This window comes from Streptomyces sp. 3330 (assembly GCF_031456635.1).
Classification (GTDB): Bacteria; Actinomycetota; Actinomycetes; order Streptomycetales; family Streptomycetaceae; genus Streptomyces.
This window is the reverse complement of the sequence record NZ_JAVDVA010000022.1, coordinates 105,975-131,558: the sequence shown is the minus strand read 5'-3', so window position 1 is coordinate 131,558 and position 25,584 is coordinate 105,975. Positions and strand designations below refer to the sequence as shown.

The window sequence follows — 25,584 nt, the reverse complement described above, 5'->3', positions numbered from 1 at the left end:
CACCACGGACGGCGCCCCCGCCGTCGTACGGCCGGTCAGGCGTACGTCTCGATGTCCTTGATCATGGCGAAACCGAGGCCGTACGCGCTCATGCCCCTCCCGTACGCCCCCACGTGCACCCCTTGCGAGGTCGAACCGGCCAGCACCCAGCCGAACTCCGACTCGCGGTAGTGGAAGGACGTCGGGACCCCGTCGACCGGCAGGGACAGCGTCGACCAGTCCGAGCCCGCGAGGTCGTCGGCGAGGACCCACGCCGTCTCGGTCTGCTGGTCCAGCCAGTCGTCGCGCAGGCTGTGGTCCATCTGGCCCGGCCAGGTGAACGTCAGCAGGCCCACCCCGGCGAGCCAGGCCGCCGAGGACACCGAGGTGGCCTCCAGCAGCCCCGTGCCGTCCGGGCTGCGCCGGACGGGGTTCGCGGCGACGGTCACCACGACCGCGAACTTCCCGCGGTCCTCACCGGCCGTCTCGTGCCGTACCGAGGGTTCGTCGCCGTGTCCGATGGAACCGTGCTCGACGGTTCCGTCGGCCGCCGTACCCACCTGCATCAGCCAGCGCGGCCCCGTGAAGGCCTCGTCGAGGCCGTACCAGGGGAACGGCGCCTCCAAGTAGCCGTCGACCGTACGCCGGGCGGAGGGGACCTGTTGTCCGCCCTCCGCGGCCGGCGTCTGCTCGACTGCCCGACTCGTCGTCTCCATGTGCCCGGACGCCTCCTCGTTCTCGACGGAACGACCGGCCCGCCCCCCTTCGGGCGTACTCGTCCGCTCCGCACAACAACCAGGCAGCATAGCCACCCCGCTCCGGGCTGCAGGGAAGCCGCCCGGCGCGTGCGGCGTGCGCCCCCTCACATCGGGGGGCCGAAGTCACTCAGGTGGCGTCCGCGTCGTACGGCGGACGGTCGTCCTTGGCGGGCGCCTCGGGCTTCTTGGTCATGTCGATACGACCGTCCGAAGACGCGGCCGCGCCCGAGGAGATCGCCGAGGTGTCCGTGTCGCGGCTGTGGACCGCGTCGGTGACCTCGGCCATCTCCTTCTTCAGGTCGAAGCCGTTGCGGATCTCCTTGAGCCCCAGCTCGTCGTTGTCCAGCTGCTTGCGGATGAACGTCTTGGGGTTGAGGTCCTCGAACTCGAAGTCCTTGAACTCCGGCCCCAGTTCGCTGCGGATGTCCGCCTTGGCGCTCTCCGAGAACTCACGGATCTTCCGGACGGTGCGCATCACGTCCTGGATGACCTTCGGGAGCTTGTCCGGACCGAAGACGAGCACGGCCAGGACGACGATCGTCACCAGCTCGAGCGGTCCTATGTCATTGAACACCTGAAGCTCCTTGCGATGTCCGCGGTCCTCGGCCCTCGGCCCTCAAATGGTCAAGTTCGGGTCTTCCGTGGTCCGGGCCGGGTCCACGGTACCTGTCGCACCTGTCCGACCGGTACCGTCCGGGGGCGTCCGGGTGCGTGTACGCGGCCGGTTTTTCGCGTTGTTTGCCTAGTGGGACCGGCTTTCGGCGCCCGACCTGTGACGTTTCTGTCAATCCCCGGGAAGCCGCCGGGAGCGGGGCGCGCCGCGTCAGCCGCCGCCGGACGAGCCGAGGACCAGGGTGAGGGTGCGTTCGCCGCCGTCCCGTTCGATCGTCAGCGCCAGCCGGTCGCCGGGACGGTGGGCGCGGGTCTTGACGATCAGCTCCTCGCCGGAGTGGACGCGGCGGCCGTCTATCTCCGTGATGACGTCTCCCGCCCGCACCCCGGCCCGGTCGGCGGGTCCGCCCGCGGTGACCGGGGAGCCCCCGGCGCCGTCGGCCGTGCCGACCCGGGCGCCGTCACCCGTGTAGTCCATGTCGAGCGTGACGCCGATGACCGGGTGGGTCGCCCTGCCGGTGTTGATCAGCTCCTCGGCGACACGCTTGCCCTGGTTGACCGGGATGGCGAAACCCAGGCCGATCGAACCGGCCTGGGCGCTGCCGGAGCCGCTGCCGTCGGCGGCGGAGCGGATGGCCGAGTTGATGCCGATGACCTGGCCCCGCGCGTCGAGGAGGGGCCCGCCGGAGTTGCCGGGGTTGATCGGCGCGTCGGTCTGGAGGGCGTCGACGTACGACACGTCGCTGCCGTCGCCGCTCTCGCCGCCGGCGGTGATGGGCCGTTCCTTGGCGCTGATGATGCCGGAGGTGACGGTGCCCTCGAGATCGAAGGGGGCGCCGATCGCGACGACCGGATCACCGACCCGGACGTTGTCGGAGTTGCCGAGGGCGAGGGGCTTCAGCCCCTTCACCCCGCTCACCCTCACCACCGCGAGGTCGTAGCCGCTGTCCCGGCCGACGACCTCGGCCTCCGCGGTCTGGCCGCCGTTGAAGACGACGGTTATGGCGCCGTCGCCGCCGGCGGGCTCGACGACGTGGTTGTTGGTGAGGATGTAGCCGCGCGAGTCGAGCACGAATCCGGTGCCGGTGCCGGACTCCTCGCTTCCGCTGACGTGCAGCGTGACGACACCCGGCAGGGCGCGCGCGGCGATCCCGGCGACGCTGTCCGCGGACCGCCCGGTGGGCTGCGCGGCGGCCTGCGGCAGCTCCACGGGGTCGAGCCCGCCGTTGCGTTCCAGATAGACGCCCACGGCTCCGCCGAGGCCGCCGGCGACGAGCGCGATCACCAGCGCTCCCCCGACCAGCCACCGCCGCGTCCGCCTGCGCGGGCCGGCCTCGGTGAGGACGCCCGGCCCGGGGTACTGCGCGGGCCCGCCCGCACCCGGGTACTGCAGAGGCCCCCCGGCCGGCCCCTCGCCCCGCGAAGCCCTCGCCCGACCGACGGGGCCGGCCGCCCAGGGGTCATAACGCCGCCAGGGATCGGCGGACGACGCGGAGGCGATGTCCACTGCGGACTCCTGCCCCCCGCCCGGTCCGACACCGGACACGGCTCGGGGGCCGGGCGCCGCGGGCACGCCTGGGGCGGCGGGTGCGGCTTGAGCGACCGGTACGCCGGGGACCGCGTGCTCGGCGGGCGCAGCTTGCCCAGCGGGTGCAGCGGGTGCAGCGGGTGCAGCGGGTGCAGCGGATGCAGCGTGCCCATCGGGTGCGACGGGAGCGACGGGTGCGACGGGAGCGACGGGAGCGACGGGAGCGACGGGAGCAGCCTGCCCGGCAGGAGAAGCGTGGCCGGCAGGCGCTGTGTGCGTTCCGGGGTCCGTGGGTTCCGGCGCCGTCGGCACCGGAACGGGCGCGTGCAGGGCCGCAACGGCTCCTTGCCCGGCCTGGGTGGACGGCACGGGAGCGGCGGGCGGGGAGATCACCGCCGGGTGCTGGACCGGCGGTGCGGGCGCCCAGGGGCCCGGTTCGCCGTACGGCGGGGTGCTGTAGGGGTCGGGGTCGTGCAGGGGCCTGGGCCGCTCTTCCGTGACCTGCGGGGGCTCCACGGGAGCGCCCTGCACGAGCGCGGCGGCCGGGGTACCTGACGGGACAGGGGCCGAGTCCGGGCCTGTGGTGGACGACGGGCCTGGGGCCGACGACCGGTCAGGGGATGTCGGCGGAACTGTCCCACCCGCAGGACGGCTCAGCTCATAGTCGCCGTCGTCACCGGTGGCGGGTACCGGCCGTGCGGGTCGGGCCAGTTCGAAGTCGCCCTCGTCCTCGATCCTGGTCGACGGCTCGCGGCCGGCGGTCTCCTGGGAGGCGGGCTCCTCCGCCGTGGCGTCAACGGCGTCCACGAGGTCCGGCTCCGCCGTGGTGGGGTCGACCGGTCCCTCGGAGGCCGACTCCGTACTCACCCCGGCGGTCAAGCCCTCGGAGGCCCGCTCCGCTGTCGCGGCGTCAACAGGCCCCTCCAGCCCCGCCGCCGCGTCAACCGGCCCCTCGGGGCCCTGTGGCCCCGGGGACGCCTGTGGTCGGGGCCGGCTCCACCACTTCGCCCTCGTGGGCTTCCCGTCGTCCATGCTCTCCCCCGCCCGCCTTCGCGCCCGGCTGCCTGGCAGGGCGCGGTCCTCCCCGGATCCTCCCTGGATTCAACCAGGTTCGCGGCGGAGCGGCGCAGGCCCCGGGTCAGCGGGTGTTCCGCGGGGAAGGCGAGGTGGTGGTGACGGGGACGGGTGCGGCGAGCAGACCGGTGCCCGTGACCTCCGGAGCGGTGGTCAGGGAGGTCAGGGTGATCGGCGGGGTGGTGCCGAGCGGGCGTATCAGCGGCGACATCACCGCGGCGCCGGCCACCATGGGCGAGGTGAGCCGGTGCAGCGCCTGGTCGACCGGAACGGCGGCCGGGGCGGGCACCCCGGGCAGCAGCGGTGCGGACACCTCGGTCGGGGCGACCGGGGTGTCGCCGAGCTGACCGCCCTGGGAGAGCAGCGGTCCGGCGGAGCGGCGGCGCTGGTTCTCCGGTGACGTCGCCGAGCCCGTGCCCGGGGTGCGGGCCGGGGTGACATTGCTCCCGGAGCCCGAGCCCCCGCGGCCGTCCGCGGTGGTGTCGATCGGAGCGACGGTCGTCATGCCGCCCAGCGCGATCGCGGCCAGCGACACCGCGCCGGCGGCGACGAACGCGAACCGCATACCGCGCGAGCGCTCGCTGTCATGGCGGTCGCCGCGGCCGACGGGGTGGATGCGGAAGCCCCGGTCCGAGGCCGGTGACAGGAAGGAGCCGTGGTCGTGGGCGGGTACGTAGCCGAACTCGAACGGCTCGTCCCGTCTTGTTCCGCGCACGCCGAAGACGCCGTCGGGGAACCCGCCCCCGCTCAGCGGCGTGCCGCCGCCGTCCGGGTCACCCCCGGCGGGAAGCCCTTGAAGGCGGGCCAGGAAGCTTTCGGAGGGGGCCGGCGGGGCGACTTCCGCGAAGACGTTCTTCAGCCGGCGCTGCGCGTCGACCTCCGACTTGCACTTCGGACAGGTCGCCAGGTGCGCCAGCACGCGCTCACGGGTGTCGTGACCGAGTTCGCCGTCCACCAGGGCGGAGAGCCGGTCTCCGAGGTGCTGCTCCGCGAGGAGCCTCTCGGCGGCGTCGTGTCGGGATCCACTCACGCGGTCGCGCCCCTTCCTCCTCCCAGAGCGGCAACGCGCGGCACGAAGGAGCGGCGCTCGGCGCGCGCTTCGGGCGAGCGGTGCGCGAGGGCCTTGCGCAGCTGCGAACGGCCGCGGTGGATGCGCGAGCGGACCGTGCCCAGCTTGACGCCCAGGGTCGCGGCGATCTCCTCGTAGGACAGGCCTTCGATGTCACAGAGGACGACCGCGGCGCGGAACTCCGGCGCGAGGGTGTCGAGGGCCTGCTGGACGTCCGCGTCGAAGTGGGCGTCGTTGAAGATCTGCTGAGGGGTGGGCTCCTTGCTGGGCAGCCGCTCGGCCGCGTCGTCGCCCAGCGCGTCGAAGCGGATGCGCTGCTTGCGGCGGACCATGTCCAGGAAGAGGTTGGTGGTGATGCGGTGCAGCCAGCCCTCGAAGGTGCCCGGGGTGTACGTCGACAGGGAGCGGAAGACGCGGACGAAGACCTCCTGGGTGAGGTCCTCGGCGTCGTGCTGGTTACCGGTCAGACGGTAGGCGAGCCGGTAGACCCGGCCGCTGTGCATGCTGACGATCTCCTCCCACGTGGGCGGAGTCCACGCCTGCCCGTCCGCGTCGGTGGAGAAGGTCGCGGTCTGGGCGGGGCCGGCGGCGGTGCCTGCGGCCTGGCTGTGGTCAGCAGCGGTGTCGTTCACGGATTTCGGCCTGCCTGCCGGCCCGAGAAAGCGCCGCAGCACTCCTCCCCGATCCACAGGCGCGGCCGCACCTCCCCTGTCGGCTCTGGTGGTGATGTCCAGTGGAGCCCCTACCATAGCCACCTCGCCCGTTAGCTCCGGATAAGCGGTTTTACGAGAAATTGATCTGTGCTGATACGGCTCATACGGCTGCGTCAGCACTTGACGGACACCCGGCCCCGCGTCGTGATCCAACCGTGTCCCCCCCGTTGTCGTACCCACCCCTTCAAACGCGCGGTCCCATCTGCGGGTTCCCGGCGGCAACGGATACAGTCACGCCCAGGCAACCACGGGGACAGGAGAGGGTCATTAGCGGCAACCGGCAGGCAAGCTGGGCGTTCGCCGACGCCTATGCCGCCGAGGACGAAGCGCTGCACTGGGCCCGTGACCGGGCTCGTGAGGCAGGGCTGCGCTCGGTGTCGCCCAGCACGGGCGCCGCGCTGCGGATGCTCGCCGCCACCGTGGACGCGAAGGCGGTCGCGGAGATCGGTACCGGCACCGGCGTCTCCGGGATCCACCTCCTGCACGGCATGCGTCCGGACGGCGTCCTGACGACCGTCGACCCCGAGCCGGAGCACCAGCAGTTCGCCCGGCAGGCGTTTCGCGCCTCCGGCTTCGCCAGCAACCGGGCCCGGTTCATCCCCGGCCGCGCGCTCGACGTCCTGCCCCGTCTCGCGGACGCCGGCTACGACCTCGTCTTCTGCGACGGTGACCGGCTGGAACTCATGGAGTACCTCGCTGAATCGTTGCGCCTGCTGCGACCGGGAGGGCTCGTCGTCTTCGAGGGCGTCTTCGCCAACGGCCGCACGGTCGACTCCGGACCGCAGCCCACGGAGGTCATACGGATCCGGGAGCTGCTGCGGGCCGTGCGCGAGAGCCAGGAACTGGTGCCCTCCCTGCTCCCGGTGGGCGACGGACTGCTGTGCGCGGTCAAGCGCTGAGTGCGCGGTGCGCGGTCGGGCGCTGAGTGCGCGGTGACGCGCTGAGACCGCAGGTGCGCGGCTCATGCCCGGCAGGAGGGCGGGCGGCCCTTGGGCCTTTCGGGCCGTACGGCACCGGCGGACCGCGGGAGCGCTGACAAAAACGACCGCCCCGGCACCCTGGAGGATGCCGGAGCGGTCGAAAGAGTAGGGTCGCTTGCGCGTCAGCCGACGACCTTCTTGAGGGCGTCGCCGAGCGCGTCGGCCTCATCAGGGGTCAGCTCGACGACGAGTCGACCGCCGCCTTCGAGCGGAACGCGCATGACGATGCCCCGCCCCTCCTTGGTCACCTCGAGCGGGCCGTCACCCGTTCGCGGCTTCATGGCCGCCATGCTCGTTCCCCTTCCTGAAACCAGCTCATCGCCAAAGCCGACGGCCCGTGGAGGGCAGCCGCGGTCCAGCGTGGGACACACGACACCGGCATCGAACACATTGCTTCCAGGCCATTATCCCGCATCTCAGGACCCGATGACCAACATCAGTCGGCATCGCTTGGGCAACGCGCCCGAGCAAAACCACTCAATTCGGCGATGTGACTGCGATACTGCACCGCCGCACGGACTTCCGCGCACCGGAAACCCTCCCGAATTCTTTGACGCAGGTCACATGTCGGGTCCGGTCCATGGACGGCGATCTCCGCCATGCTGTCCTCGTACACCTGACGTACTGACCAGTAGTACGCCGGAGCCGCGACACGGAGGGGAAACGCCATGGCCGACACCGTGCTCTACGAGGTGAGCGACGGGCTCGCGACGATCACGCTGAACCGCCCCGAGGCGATGAACGCGCTGAACGTCGCGACCAAGGTCGCCCTCCGGGACGCGGTCCAGTCCGCGGCTGCCGACGACGCCGTACGGGCCGTCCTGCTGACCGCCGCGGGCGAGCGGGCGTTCTGCGTGGGACAGGACCTGAAGGAGCACATCGGGCTGCTGGCCGAGGGCTCGAAGCAGGTCATGAGCACGGTCGCCGAGCACTACAACCCGATCGTGCGGGCGCTGACCGAGGCGCCCAAGCCCGTGGTCGCCGCCGTGAACGGCGTCGCCGCCGGAGCCGGTTTCGGTTTCGCGCTGGCCGCCGACTACCGCGTGGTGGCCGACACGGCGTCCTTCAACACCTCGTTCGCGGGGGTCGCGCTCACCGCCGACTCCGGTGTCTCGTGGACCCTGCCCCGGGTGATCGGTCCGGGCCGGGCCGCCGACCTGCTGCTCTTCCCGCGCAGCATCACGGCCCAGGAGGCGCACGAGCTGGGCATCGCCAACCGGGTCGTGCCCGCGGCCTCGCTGCGCACGGCGGCCGAGCAGCTGGCGCGGATGCTGGCCGCGGGGCCGACCGTGGCGTACGCCGCGATCAAGGAGGCGCTGGCGTACGGCTCGTCCCACTCGCTGGCGGAGACGCTGAACCGGGAGGACGAGCTGCAGACGCGGGCCGGGGCCTCCGAGGACCACGCGATCGCGGTGCGGGCCTTCGTCGACAAGGAGGAGCCGAGGTACCTCGGCAAGTGACCGCGGCCGGAGGGCGGGGCCGGGGCCCCGGCCCGCCCTCCGAGCGGCTCCGCCTCCGACCGCCCCGGTCCCACGACCGGCTCTGTCCTGCGACGAGCCTTCCCGCGACGAGCCTTGTCCCGCGACAGGCCTTGTCCTGCGACGAGCCTCGTCCTCAGGCGTCCGCGGACGCGCCGAGGCGGCTCACGCAGGCTTCCAGGTGATCGTCGACCAGCCCGCACGCCTGCATCAGCGCGTACGCCGTCGTGGGGCCCACGAAGCGCAGGCCCCGCTTCTTGAGAGCCTTCGACAGGGCCGTCGACTCCTCCGTCACCGCCGGCACGTCGGCCAGGGTCTTCGGGACCGGCCGGCCGGCCGGGTCGGGGGCGTGCGACCAGATCAGCTCGTCCAGGTCGCCGGGCGCCCAGTCGGCCAGCACGCGGGCGTTCGCGAGGGTGGCGTCGACCTTGGCGCGGTTGCGGATGATGCCCGGGTCGGCGAGCAGGCGGGCGCGGTCCTCGTCGGTGAAGACGGCGACCGAGGCGATCTTGAAGTCGGCGAAGGCGGTGCGGAAGCCGGGGCGTCGGCGCAGGATCGTGATCCAGGACAGGCCGGACTGGAAGGCCTCCAGGCTGAGGCGCTCGAACAGCGCGTCGTCGCCGTGGACCGGTCGGCCCCACTCCTCGTCGTGGTAGGTCACGTAGTCCGGCGTGGACAGCGCCCAGGGGCAGCGCAGCGCGCCGTCCGCCCCGGCGAGGGCCCTCCCGTCGCTCACTGCTGGTCCTCCGGGGCGGGCTTCTCCATGGAGACGTGGCCGCCGCCGGCCGGGGTCCTGGCGCCTGCCAGGGCGGACTCCAGGTCGGCGATGCGGGCGTCGCGCTCGGCGAGTTCGGCGGCGACGCGGTTGAGGGCGTCGTCCACGTCGGCCATGCGGTAGCCGCGGACGGCCAGCGGGAAGCGGAGGTGGTCGATGTCGGAGCGGCCGACCGGACGGTCCGCGGGCAGCGGGTCGTGCAGCCGCTCGGGGGCGGCCTCCGGCAGCGGGCCGGTGCCCTCGCCGCCGCCCACCACGGCGAGTGTCACCGCGGCGACCACGACGGCGAGCGCGATGACCAGGAACAAGAACATAACCATCGGTGGGTCCCCACGCTCGGTGTGCTCGGAGTGGATGTGCTTGGGTCCGATCGTGCCATGCGGGTCCGACGGTTAGGGTCGCAGGCGGTGGATGTGCAGGACGTACTAGGAGAGGTCACAGGGCATGCTCAGGCTGGGCAGGCGTGAATTCGGCGCGCACGAGCCGGTGATCATGGCGATCGTGAACCGGACCCCCGACTCCTTCTACGACCAGGGGGCGACCTTCCGCGACGAGCCGGCCCTCGCACGCGTGGAGCAGGCGGTGGCCGAGGGCGCGGCCATCATCGACATCGGCGGCGTCAAGGCCGGGCCCGGTGAAGAGGTCACCGCGCAGGAGGAGGCCCGGCGGACCGTCGGCTTCGTGGCCGAGGTGCGGCGGCGCTTCCCCGACGTGGTCATCAGCGTGGACACCTGGCGGGCCGACGTCGGCGAGGCGGTCTGCGAGGCGGGGGCCGATGTGCTCAACGACGCCTGGGGCGGCGTCGATCCGCGGCTGGCGGAGGTCGCGGCGCGCCACGGGGCGGGGCTGGTGTGCACGCACGCGGGCGGCGCCGAGCCGCGGACCCGTCCGCACCGGGTGACCTACGACGACGTCATGGCGGACATCCTGCGGGTGACCGTGGGACTGGCGGAGCGGGCGGCGGGACTGGGCGTGCCGAGGGAGTCGATCATGATCGATCCGGGGCACGACTTCGGGAAGAACACCCGGCACAGCCTGGAGGCGACGCGGCGGCTCGGGGAGATGGTGGAGACGGGGTGGCCGGTGCTGGTGTCCCTGTCCAACAAGGACTTCGTGGGCGAGGCGCTGGACCGGCCGGTGAAGGAGCGGGTGGTGGGGACCCTGGCGACCACCGCCGTGTCGGCGTGGCTGGGGGCGCAGGTGTACCGGGTGCACGAGGTGGCGGAGACGCGGCAGGTGCTGGACATGGTGGCGTCCATCGCGGGGCACCGGGCGCCGGCGGTGGCCCGGCGAGGGCTCGCGTAGTCCTTCCCGGACCCCGTCACCGCTCTCCTCCACACAACACGACGCCACGCCGCGCCACGGCCCGTCCCGGGGCCGGCCGCCGGTCCCCCGGTCGGCCACGGACGAGCCGCCCCGCCCCGGCCGCCGGACGGGCCGAGGCCGCCCGTCCGGCGTCGAGGGGGATCCGCGGGCCGTGTCCTAGCGGCCCGCCTCCTTGGACACCAGCGCCACGGCCTCTTCCACGTCGTCCGTGACGTGGAAGAGGAGGAGGTCCTTCTCGGAGGCCTTGCCCTGGGCGATCAGGGTGTTCCGCAGCCAGTCGATCAGGCCGCCCCAGTACTCCGTGCCGAACAGGACGATGGGGAAGCGGGTGACCTTCTGGGTCTGCACGAGGGTGAGGGCCTCGAAGAGCTCGTCCAGGGTGCCGAGGCCGCCGGGCAGGACCACGAAGCCCTGCGCGTACTTCACGAACATCATCTTCCGCACGAAGAAGTACCGGAAGTTCAGGCCGATGTCGACGTACGGGTTGAGGCCTTGCTCGAAGGGGAGCTCGATGCCCAGGCCCACCGAGGTGCCGCCCGCCTCGGACGCCCCCTTGTTGGCCGCCTCCATCGCGCCCGGCCCGCCGCCGGTGATCACGGCCCACCCGGCGTCCACGAGGGCGCTGCCGAGCCGTACGCCCGCCTCGTACTCCGGGGAGCCCACCGGGGTGCGGGCGGAGCCGAACACGCTGATCGCCGGGGGGAGTTCGGCGAGGGTGCCGAAGCCCTCGATGAACTCCGACTGGATCCGCAGCACCCGCCAGGGGTCCGTGTGGACCCAGTCGGAGGGGGCCCGCTCGTCGAGCAGCCGCTGGTCCGTGGTGCTCGACTGCACCTGGTCACGCCTGCGGAGGACCGGTCCCAGGCGCTGCTCGTCCGGTGGCTGCTTCTTGCCCTCGGGGTTCCCTGTAGCCATGGTGAGCTCCCTCCGCGATTGGGGCCTCCCCGGCTCGGGCGAGCCGAGGGCCGGGAAGGTTTGTTCCACCTCAGCGTAGATCTACGCGGGTTACGGACGGGGGACGTCGGCGTGTCCGCCCCGGAGCGCCCCCGTGCCGGGTGTCCTTCAGGCGGTGAGCCAGGCCCTCAGCCGCTCCTCGCCGGCCAGGATCTTGGCCGTGTCCACGCGTTCGTCCCGCTTGTGCGCCAAGTGCGGGTTGCCGGGGCCGTAGTTGACCGCGGGGACGCCCAGTGAGGAGAAACGACTCACGTCCGTCCAGCCGTACTTGGGCATGGGGGTGCCGCCGACCGCCTTGATGAAGGCCGCCGCGGCCGGGTGGGAGAGACCGGGGAGGGCGGCCGGACTGTGGTCGTCGACCACGAACTCCGCCACCCCGCAGTCGGCGAAGACCTCGCGGACGTGGTCGACGGCCTCCGCCTCGCTCCGGTCCGGCGCATAGCGGAAGTTGACGGTGACGACGCACTCGTCGGGGATGACGTTGCCCGCCACCCCGCCCGTGATGCCGACCGCGTTGAGTCCCTCGCGGTACTCCAGGCCGTCGATGACCGGGTAGCGCGGCTCGTAGGAGGCCAGGCGCGCCAGGATCGGCGCCGCCGCGTGGATGGCGTTGGAGCCCATCCAGCCGCGCGCCGAGTGGGCCCGCTCGCCCTTCGTCCTCAGCAGGACCCGCAGGGTGCCCTGGCAGCCGCCCTCCACCTGGCCGTCGGAGGGCTCCAGCAGCACCGCGAAGTCCCCCGCCAGCCACTGCGGGCGCTGCTCGGCCACGTGCTTGAGGCCGTTGAGGTCGGCGGCGACCTCCTCGTTGTCGTAGAAGACGAAGGTCAGGTCGCGGTTGGGCGCCGGGACCGTCGCCGCGACGCGCAACTGGACCGCCACCCCGGACTTCATGTCGCAGGTGCCGCAGCCCCACAGGACCCCGTCCTCGTCCAGCCGCGACGGGACGTTGTCCGCGATCGGGACCGTGTCGATGTGGCCGGCGAGCACCACACGCTCCGCGCGGCCCAGGTTCGTGCGGGCGATCACGTTGTTTCCGTAGCGGTCCACCGTCAGGTGGGGCAGCGCACGCAGGGCGGCCTCGATCGCGTCCGCGAGGGGCTTCTCGGTGCCGCTCTCCGAACGGAAGTCGACGAGCCGGGCGGTGAGTGCGGCGGCGTCCAGAGTGAGGTCAAGCGGGGTGTCGGCCATGTCGTCGACCCTAACGCGCCGACCGGGCGCACAGCTTTTTCGCGCTGAGCGCAGGGGCCTCCTCCTCCTCAGTACTCTCCAGTACCTTGTACGCGTGCCGAAGCCGTCCCCCTCCCCCAAGCGCCGCGGCCGCCTCCTCCGTTTCGGGGCGGCCTGCGTGGTCCTGTCCGCCGTCGCGGGTTATGTCGTGGTGCAGTACGTCTCCGGCGGCACCGACGATCCGGGCTGCCGGGTCGTCTCCGGCGGCGCGGGCGGGGCGACGTACGAGTTCACCCCGGAGCAGGCGGTGAACGCGGCCACGATCGCCGCCGTCGGCACCGACCGGGCCATGCCCGAGCGCGCCGTGGCGATCGCGCTCGCGACCGCCCTCCAGGAGTCGGGGCTGCGCAACCTCGCCCACGGCGACCGGGACTCGCTCGGCCTGTTCCAGCAGCGGCCCTCGCAGGGCTGGGGCACCGAGAAGCAGGTCACGGACCCGGCGTACGCGGCGGACATCTTCTACGAACACCTCGCCAAGGTCCCCGACTACACCGAACTGCCGCTCACCGTGGCCGCGCAGCGCGTGCAGCGCAGCGGCTATCCGGAGGCGTACGCCAAGCACGAGCCGGACGCCACGGTGCTCGCCGCCGCGCTGACCGGGACCACGGCGGCCACCCTGACGTGCAACGGCCGCTCGGCCGCCGACGCGACGGCCACCGGCCCGGAGGCGGTGCGGGCGGCCCTGGCCCGGGACTTCGGGCGCGACGCGCTCCAGCAGGCGGGCGCGGAGAACGGCGCGCGGGACGGCGCACAGGACGCCTCGGCCGCTTCCTCGCCGGCCCCGGAGGCGCCGGCCGCCGAGAGCAGCGGGCGGACGGTGACGCTGCCCGTGACCGAGAACACCACCGCCGGCGGGCGCAGTGTCGGCGAGCGCGGCTGGCAGCTGGCGCACTGGGCGGTGGCCAACGCCTCGGCGCTGCGCATCGAGCGGGTGTCGTACGCGGGCCGGGAGTGGGTCTCCGGGAACACCGACAGCCGGTGGCGGGCGACCGGTTCGACGAGCACGGAGGCCGCCGGGTCCACGGGGGCGGGCGGCGGCGCCGGCGGCGTCCGGATCGTCACCGCGCAGTAGTACGGGCCTTCACTCGGTCGGGTCACGTAGGGGCGGTTCGCGCGGCCGGGTGCTCAGGTTTTCGCGCCGTCACCCCCGCATCCGGCGGATCCCTTGCGGACAAAGGGCTTCAGGGGTTTGACGGACTTTCACATCGGGCGCTTTTTGCCCGTTTTTATCCACAGGCGATAATGCGACGCATTACCAACTCTTTAGGTCGGCCGTGCGCAACCTTCGAGGGCTTCGAGCGGTAGTCACTGCGTCCGGGCCCGGACAGACAGACAGTCACAGCAGTCAAGACAGTCCTTGTTCTCTCCCGTCGAAGGAGCATCATGTCCCTCCCCCTGACCCGCCGGATCGCCCGTGCCGCGCTGCTTGTCGCTGCGGGAGCGGCCGCCGGGGTCGGTGCGGCCGGCTCCGCCGGCGCGGCCCCCAGCCTTCCCGCCGCTCCGAACCTCGGCGGGCTGACCGCCCTGGACGCGGCGAGCGTCGGCACGACGGTCGACGGCGCGGCGCAGAACGTCACCGGGCTCGCGGGCGAGACCGGCGGCAAGGCCGTCAAGCAGACGGTGCCGGCCGCGGGCAAGACCGGCGGCAAGGCCGTGAAGAAGGCGGCGCCCGCGGCGCAGAAGACGGCCGGTGAGGCTGCGGGCTCCGCCGGGGGCCTCCTCGGGGACACCGCGGCGACCGCCACCAAGGGCGGGCTGCCGACGGACTCGCTCACCAAGGGCGGGCTGCCCGGCGCCGAGACCCTGCCGGTGAAGAGCCTGCCGCTCGGCTGACGCCGCGGCCCTCAGCCGGTGACGGGGTCCAGGGTGTTCCCTGGGCCCCGTCTCGTCGTCCGGACCCCGTCTCGCCCTCGCGGCGATCAGGACGGGCGCGGGCGCGGCCTAGCGGGCGAGCCTCGCCACCGCCGCCGCGATCCGCTCGTCCGTCGCCGTCAGGGCCACGCGGACGAAGGTCCGGCCCGCCTCGCCGTAGAAGTCGCCGGGGGCCACCAGGATGCCCAGGTCCGCCAGGTGGGCGACGGTGGCCCAGCAGGACTCGTCCCGGGTGGCCCAGAGGTACAGGCTGGCCTCGCTGTGCTCGATGCGGAAGCCGTGCGCGAGCAGCGCCGCCCGCAGCGCGGTACGGCGGGCCGCGTAGCGTTCCCGCTGCTCACGGACGTGGGCGTCGTCCCCGAGGGCCGCCACGGCCGCCGCCTGGGTGGTCGCCGACGTCATCATGCCGCCGTGCTTGCGGATCTCCAGGAGGGGCGCCAGGACGGCCGGGTCGCCCGCCAGGAAGGCCGCCCGGTACCCCGCCAGGTTGGAGCGCTTGGACAGCGAGTGGACCGAGACGATGCCCTCGTACGAGCCGCCGTTGACGTCCGGGTGCAGGACCGAGACCGGATCGGCCTCCCAGCCCAGCTCCAGGTAGCACTCGTCGGAGAAGAGCAGCACGCCGTGCTCGCGGGCCCAGGCCACGATCCGGGTCAGCTCGTCCTGGGAGAGCACCTTGCCCGTGGGATTGGACGGCGAGTTGAGCCAGAGCAGCTTCAGCCCCTCCGGGTCCAGCTCCGTGGGGTCGTCGTAGACCTCGTACCCGGCGCGGGCCAGGCGGGCGCCGACCTCGTAGGTCGGGTAGGCGAGGCGCGGGTAGGCGACCCGGTCGCCGGGGCCGAGGCCCAGCTGGGTGGGGAGCCAGGCGACCAGTTCCTTGGAGCCGACGATCGGCAGCACGTGCCGGTGGGTCACACCGCGGGCGCCGAGCCGCCGCTCCACCCAGCCGGTGATCGCGTCGCGCAGTTCGGGCGTGCCCCAGACCGTCGGGTAGCCGGGCGAGTCCGCCGCGTCGATCAGGGCCTTCTGGATCAGCTCGGGGACCGGGTCGACGGGGGTGCCGACGGAGAGGTCGACGATGCCGTCCGGGTGGGCCGCGGCCGTCGCCTTGTACGGCGCCAGCTTGTCCCAGGGGAAGGTGGGGAGACGGTCGGAGACTGCGGACACGGCTTCTGGCTCACTTTCTGTGCGACAGCGGCCCCTACGGCAAACGCCTCGGCCCCGCACGGCGATCAGAGGTGATCAGGCCGTACGGGACCGAGGCGGCACGATTGCGGGCCGCTCTTACTGGTTCTGCGGCGGCAGCGCGGCGACGAAGGGGTGGTCGCGCTCGATCAGACCCAGCTTGCTGGCGCCGCCGGGCGAGCCGAGCTCGTCGAAGAACTCGACGTTCGCCTTGTAGTAGTCCTTCCACTCCTCCGGAGTGTCGTCCTCGTAGAAGATCGCCTCGACCGGGCAGACCGGCTCACAGGCGCCGCAGTCGACGCATTCGTCCGGGTGGATGTACAAGGACCGCTGGCCCTCGTAGATGCAGTCGACCGGGCACTCTTCGATGCACGCCTTGTCCTTGACGTCGACACAAGGCTGCGCGATGACGTAGGTCACGCTGTCGTTCCTCCTCGATAGGGCGCTGGCGGGCCTCCTCAGGCTCCGCCGCCTGGCGCGCGGGAGCGCGGCGTCGTCGATGCCCGCCTCTAGTATCTCCGTTCTTGGGCATGATCCGAACAGGAGGGGTGAACTGACCTGTGGAAATCTCGGCCGCCGGACGCCTCGAGGTCCGCATCACCACTGCTGACGTGGGCAAACGTGTCTCCGTGCGCTGCCTGACCGAGGCGGGTACGACCGGGGGGAAATTCACCGACACGGTCGGTGTTCTCACATCATGGGACGCCGGTGTGCTGGTGATCACACGGAAGAGCGGCGAGAGCGTCCGCGTTGACGCGTCCTCGCTGGTCGCCGGGAAGGTCGTGCCGGCCGCCCCGGCGCGCCGCCGGGGGCCGGCCGCCGGCTACCGGGAACTCGCGCAGGTCGCCTCCCGGGCCTGGCGTCCCGTGGAGAGCGCGCGGCTCGGCGAGTGGGAGCTGCGGGCCGCCGCCGGGTTCACGCGCCGGGCGAACTCGGTGCTGCCGCTCGGCGAGCCGGGCGTCCCGCTCGACGAGGCCCTGGACGCCGTCCGGCACTGGTACGGCGAGCGCGGGCTGCCCGCCTACGTGCAGACCGCGACGGGGGCCGAGGGCGCCCAGGAGATGCTGTGCGCCGAGCTGGAGCGGCGCGGGTGGGTGCGTGAGGTGAGCGCCGAGCTGTGGATCGGGGCACTGGCGCCGCTCGCCGACCGGGCGGAGGCTGAGGGAGTGGTCCTGTCCCGCGAGGCCGACGCGGCGTGGCTGGCCCGGTATCAGCGCAAGGGGGTGAGCGAGGTGGCCCTGAAGGTGCTCGGAGCGGGACCGTCGGTGTGGTTCGCGTCCGTGCCCGGGGAGTCAGGCGAGGCTCCCGCCGCCATCGGGCGGTGTGTCGTGGACGGGCGCTGGGCCGGGTTCGCGGCGGTCGAGGTCGATCCGGCGCGGCGGCGCCAGGGGCTGGCCACCGTCGTGATGGCCGCGCTCGCCCGGCGGGCACTGGCGGAGGGGGCGTCTGCGGCCTGGCTCCAGGTGGAGGAGGAGAACGCGGGGGCACGGGCGCTGTACGCCGGGGCGGGGTTCGCGGCGCATCACGCGTACCACCACTACCGGGAACCGGCGTGAGCGGGCTCGGGGCCGTGGAGGCGCGGCGGCGGTTCGCCGAGGAGGCGCGGGCCGAGCGGCCCGACCTGGCCCTGCTGTGCCTGCTGATCGGCGCCGAGCCCGACCCGGAGCTGGACGAGGCCGCCCTGGACGCGGCGCAGATCGAGCTGGACCGGCTGGCGGGAGAGCTGCCGTACCGGCCCGGCGGGCCGCGGGCGTGGGCGGAGGCGCTGCGGGAGCTGCTCGGCGAGCGGTACGGGTTCCGCGGCTCGGCCGCGGACTACGAGCGGCTGGACTCGTCGCTGCTGCACCGGGTGCTGGCCCGGCGCCGGGGCCTGCCGATCCTGCTGTCCGTGGTGTGGGTGGAGGTGGCGCGGCGGGCCGGGGCGCCGGTGTACGGGGTCGCGCTGCCGGGGCACTTCGTGGTGGGGTTCGGGCCGCCCGCGGACCTGGGGCGCCAGGTGCTCGTCGATCCCTTCGACGGGGGCCGGATCCTGTCTGGCGATGACGCGGAGTCGCTGGTCATCGGGGCGACGGGGGCGCGGCTCGAACCGTCGATGCTGGTCCCCGCGGAGCCGTTGGACGTCGTGATGCGCGTCCTGAACAACATCCGGTCGTGGGCGGTGGCCCGGCCGGAGCGGTCGGATGTCGCGCTGTGGGCCGTGGAGCTGGCGCTGGCCGTGCCCTCCCATCCGGCCCGGTTGCGGTACGAGAAGGGGCAGTTGCTGGTGCGGCGGGGGGACTTCGTCGGCGGGGCCGTGGAGCTGGAGGAGTACGCGGGGCTGGTGGAGGTCGTGGACGAGGGCACCGCGGAGCGGGTCCGCAAGGAGGCGTTCGCCGCGCGGGCGATGCTGAACTGAGCACCGCGGAAGGGCTTTCGCGGGCCCGCCGGGGCGCCGCCCCTACAGCCAGCCCTTCTCCCGCGCGGTCCGCACCGCCTCGGCCCGGTTGCGCACCGCCAGTTTCTGTATCGCCGTCGACAGGTAGTTGCGGACCGTGCCCTGGGACAGGTGCAGGGCCGCCGCCAGTTCCGCGTTCGTCGAGCCGTCGGCCGCGGCCCGCAGCACCTCCCGTTCGCGGTCGGTGAGGGGGTTGGCGCCGCCCGCCAGGGCCGCCGCCGCGAGCGTGGGGTCGATGACCCGCTCGCCCGCCAGGACCTTGCGGACCGCCTCCGCCAGTTGGGCCGCGGGCGCGTCCTTGACGAGGAAGGCGTCCGCGCCGGCCTCCATCGCGCTGCGCAGATAGCCGGGGCGGCCGAAGGTCGTGAGCACGACCAGCTTCAACCCCGGCAGTTCCTTGTGGAGTTGCGCGGCCGCCTCGATGCCCGTCGCGCCCGGCATCTCGATGTCGAGGAGCGCCACGTCGACGTCGTGGGCGCGGGCGGCGGCCAGGACCTCGTCGCCGCGTGCCACCTGGGCGACCACCTCGATGTCGTCCTCCAGGCCGAGCAGGGCCGCCAGGGCCTCGCGGACCATCGACTGGTCCTCGGCCAGCAGGACCTTGATCATGCCACCACTCATGAGCGGGATCCTACGTCCGGCACCGGGCCGGCCGGGACCCGGGCGGTCAGCCGGAAGCCGCGCCTGACCCGGCCCGCCTCCAGGGTGCCGCCGGCCTTCTCCAGGCGCTCCGTGAGGCCCGTGAGACCGTTGCCGGGGCCCTTGCCCGAGCCGCCGGACCCGTCGTCCTCGACGGAGAGTTCGAGGACCGGGCCGTCCAGGGTCTGGCGCCGCACCAGGTCCACCGTGCAGCGGTCGCCGGCGCTGTGCCGGACGACGTTGGTGATCGCCTCGCGCAGGGTCCAGGCGAGGGCGGCCTCGCTCTCCTCGGGGACGCCGGCGAGGTCCGGTTCGGCGGGGATCGCGGCGGTGAGGCCGGCCGCCGTCAACGCGACCTGCGCGCCCGCGAGTTCGGCGGCGAGGCGGGGGCGCCGGTAGCCGGTGACGGCCTCGCGGACGTCCACCAGGGCCTGGCGGCTGACCTGTTCGATGTCGGCGACCTGCTGGGCGGCCTTGTCGGGGTGGGCGGGGAGCATCCGGCCGGCCAGCTCGCTCTTCAGCGTGATCAGGGAGAGCGAGTGGCCGAGCAGGTCGTGCAGGTCCCGGGCCAGGCGCAGCCGTTCCTCGTTGGCGGCGAGCTGCGCGACCGTGGCGCGGGCCTTGCGCAACTCCACCGTCGTGCGCACCAGTTGGCTCACCCCGGTCATCGCGAAGCCGATGAGGAGGACCAGCAGGAGCAGGTTCAGCGCCTCCTCCTCGCCGGTGCGCAGACCGACGAGGAGCATCACCGCGGCCGTGCCCGGGATCGTCCAGAACGCCACCCGCAGCGGGAGCACCGTCCCGCAGGCCACGGAGACGTAGCAGTACAGGCCGAGCCAGGCGGAGCCGAGGGTCAGGCACAGGACGGTGGCGAGCACCGCCATGGAGCCGATCAGCGCGGCGACGAGCCGGTCGGGGTAGGGCGCGGCGCCCATGTCCCGGAAGAGCAGGGACAGGTAGACGGTGACGAACACCGCCAGGCCCAGCCAGCCCGCCACCGTGCCGCCGGTGGTGTGGCCGCCCGCGACGAGGTCGTGGACCGGCGAGCTGAGGAACACCAGCCAGACGCCGATCCACAGCACCTTGCGCCGCCACAGCTCGCGTGTCGTGCGGGCGGTCTGGCCCAGCGCGATCGGCGATCCGCCCCGGGCCTTCTCCGACAACCGGTCGTCCGTCATGACGCTCACGCCTTCAGCGTGTCCTTCCGGTACAGCCAGGCCGCGCCGCCCGTGAACAGGGCGAAGAAGACGGCCAGGATGACGATGTCCTTGGCATGCGGGGCCTGACTCTGCTCGATGGACTGCCCCAGGGCAGCGTACGCGTGCGTCGGAACCCATTCGGCCAGGTCCTGCAGCCAGGCCGGGAAGGTCGTCGTCGGCATCCACAGACCGCCGAGGATCGACAGGCCGAAGTAGGTGATCATCGTGATCGGGCGGACCGCGTCCCCGGTCGCGAGGTAGCCGATCGCCACGCCCAGGGCCGCGAAGACCAGGCTGCCGGCCCAGATCGCGCCGGTGAGGGCGCACCACTGCCAGGCGTCCAGCCGGACGTCCTTCACGGCGGCGGCGACGGCGAAGACGACGACGATCGAGGGCAGGCTGACCACGGCCGCGCTCGCCGTCTTGGCGAGGACGTATCCGCGGCCCGGGAGCGTGGTCAGGCGCAACTGCCGCACCCAGCCGCTCTGGCGCTCCTTGGCGATGCGTTCGCTGTTGCCCATCAGGACGGCCGTGAGGGCGCCGAAGGAGGCCATCGAGACCATCATGTAGGTCGGCAGGGTCAGGCCCGTGCCGTCGACCTTCTCCGTGCTGTCGGCGCTGCCCGCGATGAGCAGGAACAGGACCGACGGGTAGATCACCGAGAAGAACAGGAACTTGCGGTTGCGCAGGGCGCGGGTGAGTTCCAGCCGGATCAGTCCGTTCACCTGGACTTCGCCTCCTCGGCGGTGGTGAGGGCGACGAAGGCCTGCTCCAGGCCCAGCCCGGCGACCTCGAGGTTGCGGGGGTAGAGCCCGAGGCCGTAGACCGCGTGGACGGTCGCGTCGGCGTCGGTGGACTGGATGCGGACGGTTCCGCCGGAGCCCGCGGCGGAGCCGCTGTGGGACACCGTCAGGGTGGTGAGGAAGGGCAGCGCGCGCAGCGCCGTCTCGTCGATGCCGTCCTCGAGGTCGAAGGCGATCCTGCGCGCCCCCGCCTTGGCCTTGATCTCGGCCGCCGTGCCGTCGGCGAGGAGCCGGCCCCGGTGCAGGACCAGTACCCGGTCGGCGATCGCGTCGGCCTCTTCGAGGTAGTGGGTGGCGAACAGGACCGTGCGGCCCTGGTCGGCCTGCTCGCGCATGGTGGCCCAGAACGCCTGCCGGGTCGTGACGTCCATGCCGGTGGTGGGCTCGTCCAGGACGATCAGGTCGCTGTCGCCCGCGGTGGCGAGGGCGAACCGGACCCGCTGGGCCTGGCCGCCGGAGAGCTTGTCGACCTTGCGGTCGGCGATCTGGGTGACGCCCGCGCGGGCCAGCACATCGGCGACCCGGTACGGCCTGGGATGCAGTCCGCAGGCCAGCGTGACCAGTTCGGCGACGGTGACCTCGTCCATCAGACCGCCGCTCTGGAGCATCGCGCCGACCCGGCCGGCGACGATCGCCTCGCGCGGGCCGGTGCCGAGGACGCGGACCGTGCCGCTGTCGGGCTGCTTGAGGCCGAGGAGGAGGTCGAGGGTGGTGGACTTGCCCGCCCCGTTGGGGCCGAGCAGGGCCACGGTCTCCCCCGGGCGCAGCGCGAGCGTCAGGCCGTCCACGGCCCGCACGTCCCCGAAGCTCTTGCTCACCTGGTCGAACCCGACCACCGGTGCTGTCGTCGTCATGCACCGATCGTCGCCCCGGGGGCCGGGCCGCCGGCAGTGTCGGCCGTCCTCGGTGCCGCATGACATCTGTCATGCGGCACCGCGTCGGGTCAGCTCGGGTCGGTGTCGATGACCCCGGTCCGGTCCGTCTCGCTCTTCAGGGCCGGGCGCAGGGCGCTGATGACGTCCTGGACCGTGACGGCCGTCTTCTGGCCGGTGCCGCGGGTGATCAGCACACCGTTGAAGGTGCCGCCGTAGAGCTCGGTCAGCGCGGCCTGGTCGTAGCTCTCGACGAGCTTGCCGTTGACCGCCTTGACCTGGAGGAACTTCCAGAGGGAGTTCTTCGGGCTGAAGGAGACGGTGTGCGCCGCGTCGGTCATCACGGTGACCTTGCCGGACATCGCCGGTTCGGCGAACTCCTTCATCATCCGGTCGACCTCGGCGTTCGAGATCGTCGGCTGCTTGTCCTTCGTCGGGACCTGCACCGCGGTGGCCGTGCCGGTCTCGACCTGAGTGCGGTAGGCCTCGACGACGGCCTCCTGGGCCTGCGCCGCGTCGATGCCCTTGCCCGCCTTGCCGTAGACGGCCACGGCCTTGCCGGACTCGAACTTGATCGTGCCGTCGGTGGCCGAGCCGGAGCCGCCCGCGGCCGTCTCGAGGGCCGCCTGGAGCTTCTCCTCGTCGACCGGCATCGCCGGCTCGACGACCCGGTGCTGCCCGAACAGCGAGCCGATCACGGAGACCGGGTTGTAGTCGCTCTCGGCGGCGTCGTCGACGGTGGCCTGCAGGTCGAACTGGAGGCCTGCCTGATCCGGCTTCAGGGTGACGGCGTCGCCGTCGACGGACAGCTTCAGCGGCTGGGTGACCCGCTCGCCGAAGGCGTCGTCGAGCTTCTTGACGGCGTCGTCGCTGGTGCCGCCGCCGATGTCGACGCCGAGCACGGTGGTGCCCTTGGGCACGTCGGAGTGGTTCATCAGCAGGCCGGCGCCGTAGAGGCCGATCCCCGCGACGACCACCAGACCGCCCAGCAGCGGCAGCTTGCCGCGGCCCTTCTTCTTTTTCTTCTTGGCGTTCCTGGAGTCGCCCGCGGGCGCGCTCTGCGGGGCCGGGGCAGGACCCTGCGGCGGGGTGTGCGGCAGCGGCCCGTCGGTGCGCGTGCCGGTCTGGCCGCCGGGCACGACGGGGATGCCGCTGGTGACGGTGTTTCCGGAGACGTTGTCGGCGGGACGGCCGCCGTAGCCGCCCGGGCCCGGTTCGGGGGCGGGCTTCTGCGGTGTGAGGATCGCGGTGTCGTCGCTCAGCCCGCCGCCGGGGAGCCGGCCGGTGCCGGGACCCGCGCCGAGGGCGCCCGGGCCGCCGGGACCCGCCGGGCCACCGGGGCCTGCCGGGCCACCGGGGCCTGCCGGACCGCCGCGGCCGTTCGGGCCACCGGGGCCGGAGGGCACGCCGGGCACGCCCGGCGGACGGGTCGCACCGGGAGCGCCGGCCGCGCCGTGCGGGGCGCCGCCCATCGGGGGCACCATGGGGCCGTCGCCGGTGACCGGGCCGCCGGTCGGGCCCGCGGGGCCGCCCTGCGGGCCGCCACGTCCACCGGGGCCGCCGGGTCCGTCCGGGCCGTTGAAGTCGTAGGAACCGCCGGGACCGGACGGGAGACCGCCCTGGGGGCCCTGGCCGGGCGTGCCGTTCGGCGCGCCGAAGCCGTTCTGGCCGTTCTGGCCGTTCTGGCCGTTCTGAGCGTTCTGGGCGTTGCCGGAGAAGTACGGCAGGTTGTCACGCCGCGGCTCGGCACCGCCGGCGCCCTGCCCCTGCCCGGGTCCTTGCCCCTGCACCGGGGGCCGGCCCGGCTGGCCCGGCCGGGGGCCGTTGCCGTGCGGGCCCGCCGCGAGCGCCTCGGTGACGTCGAAGGAGCCCGTGCCGCCGCCGTGTCCCGGAGCCACGGGACCGCCGGTGGCGCCACCGGGGATCCCGGCGCCGTTGGTGCCGCCGGGACGCGAACCGCCCGGCACGCTCATGGAGCCGACCACACCACCGGGACGGCCGTTGCCCGGCCGCGCGCCGCCGGGCGCACCGGCGCCGGGTGCGGCACCCGGCCCCGCGGGGGCGGCGGGCGCGCCCGTACCGGGGGCGGAACCGCCCGGCAGGCCCGCGCCGTTGGTGGAGCCGCCGCCCTGTCCGCCCTTGCCCGGAGCGGACTTGCGTGGCGCGAACCAGTCGCTCGTCTTCTCCTCGGCGGCGGGCGCGGGCTCGGCGGGCAGCTCGAACGAGCCCGTGTCCGACGAGGAGTGGCCGCCGGCGGCCGCCGGGGCGGCCTGCTGCGGGTCGGCGCCCGCGGGGGCGTTGCCCTCGGGGCCCTCGCCGCCCGCGTTGTCCGTGTCGGCGACGGGTGTGCGCACCACGACCGGCGGAATCGGCCGCGAACCCGGGATGTTGATGCGGATCCGGGTCGTCAGCGTGGTCTCGGTCTTGCGTTCCTCCGGCTGCGCGGACGAACGGCCCGCGTCCGCACCGCCGTCGGACACCACGGGGGTGCCGTACGGCGGCGTGCCCGAGGGGTATGCGGCTCCGCCGCGCCCGTTGGGCCCGGAGGACGGACTGTCAGTTTCACGACTCAAGGCAGGTTCTCCAGGTTGGCTCCGCCGCCCGCACGGCCTCACGGGCAGCTCGGCGGCGCGCACCACCATACTGGCCACTTCTGGCCCGTATCCCACGACCGCCGGGGAAACCCGCACGGGACTCCCACCGGCACGCCACGGTGAAGTGGTACGTCACTTGCCAAGTCGGACGTCGCCGCCGACCGGTTGCCGCCCCGAAACAATGGTGGCGCAGATCACAGCAAGTGCCATGCCGCCGAGCAGGAAGAGGTAGGAACCGCCTCCCGCGCCGAACAGGAAGTCACCCTCGGGACGGCCCGCCGTGCACAGGATGACGGAGATCATCCAGCCGGCGGCGGGCGCGACGGCCCCGGCACGGCTGCCGAGCGCCCGCGCCCCGCCGAGGAACAGTCCGGCCGCGCCCGCGAGCGCGAGGAGCAGTCCGCCCGGGAACCAGCCGGCCTGGACGAGCGCCCCCGCGAGACCGGTGACGGCGCCGAGCAGCAGGAGCCCCGCGTAGGCGGCGGTCCGTCCGGCGGGGGGCATCCGCAGCGGCTGGGCGAGCATCGAACCACGGTCGGACATCACGCCTCCTCTTCCGCGTCGCCCGTCCCGGCGAACAGGTCGGTCTCCCTCTTCCGGCCGGACTCACCGCGTACGAGTTCGTAGTACTCGGTCGGGAACAGGGGCTGCGCCAGCGCGTTGGAGAGAGCGAAGTACTGCTCGCCGGGGGCGACTTCGACCTGGGTGGCGTGCGCGCGCATCGCGGCGGCCTTGGCGGCCGCGTACTCGGGGCCGCCGTCGATCACGGCGGTGACCAGGCCGTCGTCCACCACGCCCGGCACGTCGGAGACGACCGCGCTCTCGGTGAACGGCAGCCCCGGCAGCTCCTCCCGGAGCCGTGTGAAGGCGGCCCCGACGACGGAGCGCGGGGCGCGGTTGACGTACACCTTGGGGATGCGCCACCCGGCGTCCTCGGCCAGCTCCGCGGCCCGCATGGCGACACGGTGGGCCTGGATGTGGTCGGGGTGGCCGTAGCCGCCGTTCTCGTCGTAGGTGACGAGGACATGGGGGCGCACGTCGAGGATGACCTGGACGAGGGACGCGGCGGCCTCGTCGACGTCGGCCCGCCAGAAGCAGGCGGGGTCGTCGTTGTCGGGGAGGCCCATCATCCCGGAGTCGCCGTAGCGGCCGGCGCCGCCGAGCAGGCGGAAGTCGTCGACGCCGAGCGCGGCCATGGCGGCGGCGAGTTCCCCGTGCCGGTGCTCCCCGAGGGCCGCGCCGGTCAGGTGCCGCAGCTCCGGCGGGATGACCTCGCCGCGTTCGCCGAGGGTACAGGTGACCAGGGTCACCTGGGCGCCCTCGGCCGCGTACCTGGCCATGGTCGCGCCGTTGTTGATCGACTCGTCGTCCGGGTGCGCGTGCACCAGCAGCAGACGCCGAGCGGCGCGAGAGGGGGTTCCCCCCGGCGGGAGGCCGGGAGAGGGGCGTTCCGTCATGGAGCCAACCCTACGAGGCGGGACTACATCTCCCGCGCAGGGGCAGACGCAGGGTC

26 protein-coding genes are annotated in these 25,584 nt (G+C 73.3%); 7 read left to right on the top strand and 19 right to left on the bottom strand.

Going from position 1 to position 25,584, the window contains the following annotated elements:
• Positions 1-35: 35 nt before the first annotated feature.
• The 5 genes from J2X68_RS30680 to sigE form a co-directional block, all read right to left on the bottom strand.
• Entirely contained in the window at positions 36-695 is a 660-nt protein-coding gene (locus J2X68_RS30680) for a hypothetical protein (RefSeq protein ID WP_310435852.1), read from the bottom strand.
• 169 nt (positions 696-864) lie between these two features.
• A complete protein-coding gene (locus tag J2X68_RS30675; RefSeq protein WP_310435851.1) occupies positions 865-1,311 on the bottom strand; it encodes a sec-independent translocase in 447 nt (148 codons plus the stop codon).
• 249 nt (positions 1,312-1,560) lie between these two features.
• Positions 1,561-3,408, bottom strand: coding sequence for a trypsin-like peptidase domain-containing protein (locus J2X68_RS30670; protein ID WP_399041242.1), 1,848 nt, complete (start codon positions 3,406-3,408; stop codon positions 1,561-1,563).
• Between the two features lie 607 nt (positions 3,409-4,015).
• Entirely contained in the window at positions 4,016-4,981 is a 966-nt protein-coding gene (locus J2X68_RS30665) for a zf-HC2 domain-containing protein (RefSeq protein ID WP_310435850.1), read from the bottom strand.
• Positions 4,978-5,694 carry an RNA polymerase sigma factor SigE gene (gene sigE, locus J2X68_RS30660; protein ID WP_310435876.1) on the bottom strand — a complete coding sequence of 239 codons (717 nt, stop codon included), beginning with the start codon at positions 5,692-5,694 and terminating at the stop codon, positions 4,978-4,980. The genes J2X68_RS30665 and sigE overlap by 4 nt, the downstream gene beginning before the upstream one ends.
• Positions 5,695-5,933: 239 nt before the next feature.
• Between sigE and J2X68_RS30655 the strand changes: the two genes are divergently transcribed.
• Complete coding sequence (locus J2X68_RS30655; RefSeq protein ID WP_310435875.1) at positions 5,934-6,632, top strand: O-methyltransferase; 699 nt, start codon at positions 5,934-5,936, stop codon at positions 6,630-6,632.
• Positions 6,633-6,835: 203 nt separating this feature from the next.
• Here the strand turns inward: J2X68_RS30655 and J2X68_RS30650 are convergent, their stop codons facing one another.
• Complete coding sequence (locus J2X68_RS30650; RefSeq protein WP_003966491.1) at positions 6,836-7,003, bottom strand: DUF3117 domain-containing protein; 168 nt, start codon at positions 7,001-7,003, stop codon at positions 6,836-6,838.
• Positions 7,004-7,381: 378 nt separating this feature from the next.
• Between J2X68_RS30650 and J2X68_RS30645 the strand changes: the two genes are divergently transcribed.
• A complete protein-coding gene (locus J2X68_RS30645) occupies positions 7,382-8,173 on the top strand; it encodes an enoyl-CoA hydratase-related protein (protein ID WP_310435849.1) in 792 nt (263 codons plus the stop codon).
• Positions 8,174-8,327: 154 nt separating this feature from the next.
• On the opposite strand, the gene J2X68_RS30640 is transcribed toward J2X68_RS30645, so the two are convergent.
• Positions 8,328-8,927, bottom strand: coding sequence for a DNA-3-methyladenine glycosylase I (locus tag J2X68_RS30640; RefSeq protein ID WP_310435848.1), 600 nt, complete (start codon positions 8,925-8,927; stop codon positions 8,328-8,330).
• Positions 8,924-9,286, bottom strand: coding sequence for a DivIVA domain-containing protein (locus tag J2X68_RS30635; RefSeq protein ID WP_310435847.1), 363 nt, complete (start codon positions 9,284-9,286; stop codon positions 8,924-8,926). The genes J2X68_RS30640 and J2X68_RS30635 overlap by 4 nt, the downstream gene beginning before the upstream one ends.
• Before the next feature lie 124 nt (positions 9,287-9,410).
• Between J2X68_RS30635 and folP the strand changes: the two genes are divergently transcribed.
• Positions 9,411-10,271 (top strand): dihydropteroate synthase, encoded by an 861-nt coding sequence (gene folP / locus J2X68_RS30630; protein ID WP_310435846.1) that lies wholly within the window; start codon positions 9,411-9,413, stop codon positions 10,269-10,271.
• Positions 10,272-10,448: 177 nt separating this feature from the next.
• Here the strand turns inward: folP and J2X68_RS30625 are convergent, their stop codons facing one another.
• Together J2X68_RS30625 and dapE are read right to left on the bottom strand one after the other, a co-directional pair.
• The gene (locus J2X68_RS30625) at positions 10,449-11,207 is read right to left on the bottom strand and encodes a TIGR00730 family Rossman fold protein (protein ID WP_310435845.1); all 759 of its coding nucleotides are present in this window, start codon (positions 11,205-11,207) and stop codon (positions 10,449-10,451) included.
• 147 nt (positions 11,208-11,354) lie between these two features.
• On the bottom strand, positions 11,355-12,434 hold the full coding sequence (gene dapE, locus J2X68_RS30620) for a succinyl-diaminopimelate desuccinylase (protein WP_310435844.1): 1,080 nt from the start codon (positions 12,432-12,434) through the stop codon (positions 11,355-11,357).
• 94 nt (positions 12,435-12,528) lie between these two features.
• Here dapE and J2X68_RS30615 point away from each other — a divergent pair, with 94 nt between their 5' ends.
• Positions 12,529-13,545: a heavy metal transporter gene (locus J2X68_RS30615; RefSeq protein ID WP_310435843.1), complete on the top strand. Its 1,017-nt coding sequence runs from the start codon at positions 12,529-12,531 to the stop codon at positions 13,543-13,545.
• 311 nt (positions 13,546-13,856) lie between these two features.
• Positions 13,857-14,306, top strand: a complete 450-nt coding sequence (locus tag J2X68_RS30610; protein ID WP_310435842.1) for an ATP-binding protein — start codon at positions 13,857-13,859, stop codon at positions 14,304-14,306.
• A 108-nt stretch (positions 14,307-14,414) separates the two neighbouring features.
• On the opposite strand, the gene J2X68_RS30605 is transcribed toward J2X68_RS30610, so the two are convergent.
• Together J2X68_RS30605 and fdxA are read right to left on the bottom strand one after the other, a co-directional pair.
• Complete coding sequence (locus tag J2X68_RS30605) at positions 14,415-15,512, bottom strand: bifunctional succinyldiaminopimelate transaminase/glutamate-prephenate aminotransferase (RefSeq protein WP_310435841.1); 1,098 nt, start codon at positions 15,510-15,512, stop codon at positions 14,415-14,417.
• 117 nt (positions 15,513-15,629) lie between these two features.
• Positions 15,630-15,950 (bottom strand): ferredoxin, encoded by a 321-nt coding sequence (gene fdxA, locus J2X68_RS30600; protein WP_003973842.1) that lies wholly within the window; start codon positions 15,948-15,950, stop codon positions 15,630-15,632.
• 140 nt (positions 15,951-16,090) lie between these two features.
• Between fdxA and J2X68_RS30595 the strand changes: the two genes are divergently transcribed.
• Positions 16,091-17,086, top strand: a complete 996-nt coding sequence (locus J2X68_RS30595; RefSeq protein WP_310435840.1) for a GNAT family N-acetyltransferase — start codon at positions 16,091-16,093, stop codon at positions 17,084-17,086.
• Entirely contained in the window at positions 17,083-17,925 is an 843-nt protein-coding gene (locus J2X68_RS30590; RefSeq protein ID WP_310435839.1) for a transglutaminase-like domain-containing protein, read from the top strand. Before J2X68_RS30595 ends, J2X68_RS30590 begins: the two co-directional genes overlap by 4 nt.
• Positions 17,926-17,967: 42 nt before the next feature.
• Here the strand turns inward: J2X68_RS30590 and J2X68_RS30585 are convergent, their stop codons facing one another.
• The 7 genes from J2X68_RS30585 to mshB all read right to left on the bottom strand — a co-directional run bounded on the left by J2X68_RS30585 (position 17,968) and on the right by mshB (position 25,528).
• Complete coding sequence (locus J2X68_RS30585) at positions 17,968-18,585, bottom strand: response regulator transcription factor (protein WP_230194734.1); 618 nt, start codon at positions 18,583-18,585, stop codon at positions 17,968-17,970.
• Positions 18,582-19,781: a histidine kinase gene (locus tag J2X68_RS30580; protein WP_310435874.1), complete on the bottom strand. Its 1,200-nt coding sequence runs from the start codon at positions 19,779-19,781 to the stop codon at positions 18,582-18,584. Before J2X68_RS30580 ends, J2X68_RS30585 begins: the two co-directional genes overlap by 4 nt.
• Before the next feature lie 5 nt (positions 19,782-19,786).
• A complete protein-coding gene (locus J2X68_RS30575) occupies positions 19,787-20,527 on the bottom strand; it encodes an ABC transporter permease (protein WP_310435838.1) in 741 nt (246 codons plus the stop codon).
• Positions 20,524-21,459, bottom strand: a complete 936-nt coding sequence (locus J2X68_RS30570; protein WP_310435837.1) for an ABC transporter ATP-binding protein — start codon at positions 21,457-21,459, stop codon at positions 20,524-20,526. Before J2X68_RS30570 ends, J2X68_RS30575 begins: the two co-directional genes overlap by 4 nt.
• Positions 21,460-21,548: 89 nt before the next feature.
• Positions 21,549-24,050 carry a hypothetical protein gene (locus J2X68_RS30565; protein WP_310435836.1) on the bottom strand — a complete coding sequence of 834 codons (2,502 nt, stop codon included), beginning with the start codon at positions 24,048-24,050 and terminating at the stop codon, positions 21,549-21,551.
• 153 nt (positions 24,051-24,203) lie between these two features.
• Positions 24,204-24,614 (bottom strand): DUF6113 family protein, encoded by a 411-nt coding sequence (locus J2X68_RS30560; RefSeq protein ID WP_310435835.1) that lies wholly within the window; start codon positions 24,612-24,614, stop codon positions 24,204-24,206.
• The gene (gene mshB, locus J2X68_RS30555; protein WP_310435834.1) at positions 24,614-25,528 is read right to left on the bottom strand and encodes an N-acetyl-1-D-myo-inositol-2-amino-2-deoxy-alpha-D-glucopyranoside deacetylase; all 915 of its coding nucleotides are present in this window, start codon (positions 25,526-25,528) and stop codon (positions 24,614-24,616) included. The genes J2X68_RS30560 and mshB overlap by 1 nt, the downstream gene beginning before the upstream one ends.
• Between the last annotated feature and the right edge of the window lie 56 nt (positions 25,529-25,584).